The 4,052-nt window shown below is 67.8% G+C and carries 5 protein-coding genes and 1 pseudogene; 4 read left to right on the top strand and 2 right to left on the bottom strand.

Annotation, left to right across the window (positions count from 1 at the left end):
* Nucleotides 1-156, bottom strand: a 156-nt coding sequence (locus IG04_RS0141570) for a BlaI/MecI/CopY family transcriptional regulator (RefSeq protein WP_030482260.1), incomplete at its 3' end; no start/stop codon positions are given.
* Nucleotides 157-347: 191 nt separating this feature from the next.
* Between IG04_RS0141570 and IG04_RS0141575 the strand changes: the two genes are divergently transcribed.
* On the top strand, nucleotides 348-1,748 hold the full coding sequence (locus IG04_RS0141575) for an MFS transporter (RefSeq protein WP_030482256.1): 1,401 nt from the start codon (nucleotides 348-350) through the stop codon (nucleotides 1,746-1,748).
* 20 nt (nucleotides 1,749-1,768) lie between these two features.
* Entirely contained in the window at nucleotides 1,769-2,344 is a 576-nt protein-coding gene (locus tag IG04_RS0141580) for a TetR/AcrR family transcriptional regulator (RefSeq protein WP_030482257.1), read from the top strand.
* On the opposite strand, the gene IG04_RS0141585 is transcribed toward IG04_RS0141580, so the two are convergent.
* Nucleotides 2,334-2,813, bottom strand: a complete 480-nt coding sequence (locus IG04_RS0141585) for a hypothetical protein (RefSeq protein WP_030482258.1) — start codon at nucleotides 2,811-2,813, stop codon at nucleotides 2,334-2,336. The two genes, IG04_RS0141580 and IG04_RS0141585, sit on opposite strands and share 11 nt — an antisense overlap.
* A gap of 180 nt (nucleotides 2,814-2,993) precedes the next feature.
* Between IG04_RS0141585 and IG04_RS0141595 the strand changes: the two genes are divergently transcribed.
* Together IG04_RS0141595 and IG04_RS47890 are read left to right on the top strand one after the other, a co-directional pair.
* Nucleotides 2,994-3,572, top strand: a complete 579-nt coding sequence (locus IG04_RS0141595; protein ID WP_030482259.1) for a TetR/AcrR family transcriptional regulator — start codon at nucleotides 2,994-2,996, stop codon at nucleotides 3,570-3,572.
* 210 nt (nucleotides 3,573-3,782) lie between these two features.
* Nucleotides 3,783-4,052, top strand: a pseudogene (locus IG04_RS47890) (hypothetical protein); the annotation flags it as partial.

Here is a 4,052-nt window from a genome sequence, read left to right on the forward strand (position 1 = left end):
CTTGCGGTGCAGGTTGTCCAGCACGGTGAGCACGGTGGTGTAGGCGAGTTGCTTGCCGGTGTCCAGCCGTTCCAGCACCTGGCGCACCTTGAGCGGCTCCCGGGCGTGCCACAGCACGTCCATCACCGCGGCTTCCAGCTCACCCAGCCCGCGCATCGTCCACACCCTTTCGCAGACTGAGAAGTATGCCTGGTCGCGGTTTCCCCGGTGCTGCTGATCTCGTCGATCAAGCTCACCCGCCACCACTGGCGCTCCAAGAGCAGAATAAGTCGAACACTCATGTTCGACTTATTGCTCGGCTTGGCATAGCTTAAGTCGAACATGAGTGTTCGAGTTAAGGGGTGGGCATGAGTCGGACGGCCGTGCGAACGAACTGGTGGGTGCTGGTGCTGCTGTGCCTCGCCCAGTTCATGGTGATCCTGGACGTGACGGTCGTGAACGTCGCGCTGCCGGTGATCGCGACCGAACTCGACCTGGACCGCGCCGCGCTGACGTGGGTGGTCACCGCGTACACGCTGTGCTTCGGCGGGCTGATGCTGCTGGGCGGCCGGCTGGCCGACGTGGTCAGCCGGCGAGGTGTATTCCTGACCGGGTTGGCGGTGTTCACGGTGGCGTCGCTGGCCTCGGGGCTGGCGGGAAGTGCGACCGCGCTGGTGGCGGCACGCGCGGCCCAGGGTGTCGGGGCGGCGTTGCTGTCCCCGGCGGCGATGTCGATCGTCACCACGACCTTCCATGGCAAGGAGCGCAACCGTGCGCTCGGCGTGTGGGCGGCGATCGCCGGAGCGGGTGCCGCGGCCGGGGTCCTGCTGGGTGGCCTGTTCACCGCGGGGCCGGGCTGGGAGTGGGTGTTCTTCATCAACGTGCCGGTCGGCGTCTTCGTGGCCGTGCTGCTGCCGCGATTGGTGCCGTCTGACCGGAGCGGACGGTCACCGGGGAAGATCGACGTTCCGGGGGCGTTGATCGCGGTGTCGGCCGTCGGCGCGCTGATCTACGCGTTGGTGCGTGCGGGCGACACCGGCTGGGGCGGCGGCAGCACGCCGTACTTCCTCGCCGCCGGCGTGGTGCTGCTCGTGGTGTTTGTCGTCGTCGAGCGCAGGGTTGCCGAGCCGTTGGTCCGACTGGAACTGCTGACCCGGCGTCCCGTCGTGGCGGGAAACCTGGTCATGCTCGCCGCGTCCAGTCTGCTGCTGGCGAACTTCTTCCTCAACTCCCAGTACCTGCAGCACGTGCTGCGTCTCGACGCGCTCGAGGCCGGGCTGATCTTCCTGCCGGTGGCGTTGGTCATCGGGCTCGGCACCCATCTCGGCGTCCGCGTCGTGAACCGGTTCGGCGGACGACCCGCGGTCGCTGTCGGCTTCGGCCTTGCCGCGGTGGGCGCGGTGCTCCTGGCTCAGGTGCCCGCGTCCGGGAACGCGATGCTGGCCGTCCTGCCCGGCTTCCTGATCTCCGGCTTGGGGCTCGGCGCCACGTTCGTCACGGCGACGACCACCGCGATGGCGCACGTCGGTCCGCACGACGCCGGAACGACGTCCGGGCTGATCAACACCGGGCACGAACTGGGGGCCACGCTCGGCATCGCGTTCGTGTCGACAGTCGCGGCACTGAGCCTGCAAGGCGGTCCGGTCGAGGGCTTTGGTGCCGCGTTCACCGCAATGGCGATCGTGGCCGCCGTCAGCGCGATCGGGGCGACGCTGCTCGTTCCGGCAGGCCGCCCGCCCGCGACCGACGGTCCGGTGTTCGCGCACTGACCGGCCGTAGGCTTCCGGTCGTGGCCACCACGGAGACCCGGCGCCGCGCCGACGCCGAACGCAACATCGCCGCCATCCTCGACGCCGCCCTGGTGCTGTTCACCGAGGAACCGCAGTCGAGCATGGTGGCGATCGCGCGCGCCGCCGGCGTCGGCCGGGTCACCCTCTACAGCCACTTCCCGTCCCGCGAGGTGCTGCTGGAGGCCGTGCTGGACCGGACGATCGCCGAAGCCGGCGAGGTCATCAAGAAGGCCGCTCCGGAGGAAGGCTCCGCCACCGAGGCGCTCCGGCGGCTGCTGCGGACGTCCTGGCACGCGCTCAACCAGCGCCGCAAGTTGTTCGATCTTGCCCAGCGCGAGCTCGGCCCGGTCCGGCTGCGGCAACGGCACCGTGAGGTCGTCGACCACGTCGAGGGACTGCTCACGCGGGGCCAGGAGGAGGGCGTGATCAGGACCGACCTGCCGACGAACTGGCTCGTGACCACCGTCTACGGCCTGCTGCACGCGGCCGCCGACGAGGTGAACACGGGACAGTTGAAGGCGGAGGAGGCCGCCGACGTGCTGGAGGCGACCCTGCTGCCTGCCCTCAGATCCTGAGCCCGGTCACGCCGCGCGGCTTGTAGACCGCGAGCACCAACGCCACGACCAGCACCACGAGCGCTCCACCGGCATGCAACACGAACGTCGGCGACCGCAGCGGCGCCAGATCGGAAGCCGGATCGGCCGCGACCGCGGCGAACTGGTCCACCGTGCGCGTGTAGATGAGCAGCACCGCGGTGGCGAACACGTTCAGCACCAGCTTGAAGATCACCCAGTAGTGCCGCAGCAGGCCCCACGCGGAGCCGAGCGACGAGACCAGGCCGGTCAGCAGTGACGCGACTGCGAACGGCAGCACCACGTACCAGACCATCGGCTCCGCGATCACATTTGCGGCGCGGACAACGCGATCGTCCTGAGTGGTCAGGCCAACGACCGCCATGGCGAGAAACGTGAGCACGGCGCCGAACCAGCCCACCGAGGACGCGATGTGCGCCGTCAGGGCGAGCTTGCGCAGTCGCGGCCTCATCGGTGCATGCCTGGGCCGTGCTCGATCGGGAGAACGAGCGCTACGAGGAACAAAACGATCACCACGGCAATGACGATGCCCATGATCTTCACCCAACGCGGAGTGTCAGCCATGCCCGGCAGTTTACGAGACACTGTGTATTTATCAAGACGCAGTGTCTCGATCCCGTAGGATGTGCGCGTGCCGAAGCTGTGGAACGAAACGATCGAAACGCACCGTCGCGAGGTGCGGCACGCGATCCTGGCCACCACCACGACGCTGGTGGCCGAGCGCGGCCTGCTCAACGTGACGATGTCGCAGATCGCGGAGCAGACCGGCATCGGGCGCGCGACGCTCTACAAGTACTTCCCGGACGTCGAGGCGATCCTGCGTGCCTGGCATGCCGAGCAGATCGCACACCACCTCGCCTGTCTGACCGAGGTTCGTGACCAGGCGGCCGGGCCTGGCCAGCGTCTCAAAGCAGTCCTCGAGGCCTTCGCTGCCATCTCGCACGGCGCGCACGGCCACTTCGACACTGACCTCGTGGCGCTCCTGCACCGCGACGAGCAGGTCGGTCACGCGCGGCAACAGGTTCGTCACATGATCTGCGACCTGCTGGCCGAAGCTGCAGCGGCAGGAGAGGTCAGGGGAGACGTGGCACCTGCGGAACTCGCTGCGTACTGCGTTCACGCACTTGCCGCGGCCGGCGCCTTGCCTTCCAAGGCTGCTGTTCGCCGGCTTGTCGTGGTCACGCTCGCAGGCCTTCGCCCGGCCACCTGACCCTGTCTCGGTAGCTGTACGTGGCCGTGCGTCACCGCCGCGCGACGAGTTGATCTGATAACCAAGAACAACTGTCGTGCGCTCGAAAATGTTCGAAGCAAGATAGTAGGCCATTGGGGTGACTCGGGTCACACTGTTGGGGTTTGCGTCGATTACTCCTCACGGGGGTAGCAATGGCGCTACCCCTTGCCTCGAAGGGAGTGGCCTGCTGTGAATCGATTACGGCGGCTGACCGCCGTCGCTCTTCTCGTTGCCAGTGTGCTGGTGATCCCAGCGACGGCCAGCGCGCACGACCCGGATGACGGCGGAACCCATCCGCCGGCCGGTGGTGGTGTGCCGGACCTGCACAGCGCGAACATGACTCTGTTGGACAACGTGCCGAAGGCCGACGCCGCGACCCAGTCCGACCTCGCGTTCGAAGGGAACTACGCCTACGCGGGCACCTTCAGCGGGTTCCGCATCATCGACATCTCGAACCCC

Source organism: Lentzea albidocapillata (genome assembly GCF_000719115.1).
GTDB lineage: Bacteria > Actinomycetota > Actinomycetes > Mycobacteriales > Pseudonocardiaceae > Lentzea > Lentzea albidocapillata.

Excerpts from the sequence above, each read along its gene's own strand:
- IG04_RS0141575 (WP_030482256.1), top strand. The coding sequence starts at position 348 with ATGAGTCGGACGGCCGTGCGAACGAACTGGTGGGTGCTGGTGCTGCTG.
- IG04_RS0141585 (WP_030482258.1), bottom strand. The coding sequence starts at position 2,813 with ATGAGGCCGCGACTGCGCAAGCTCGCCCTGACGGCGCACATCGCGTCC.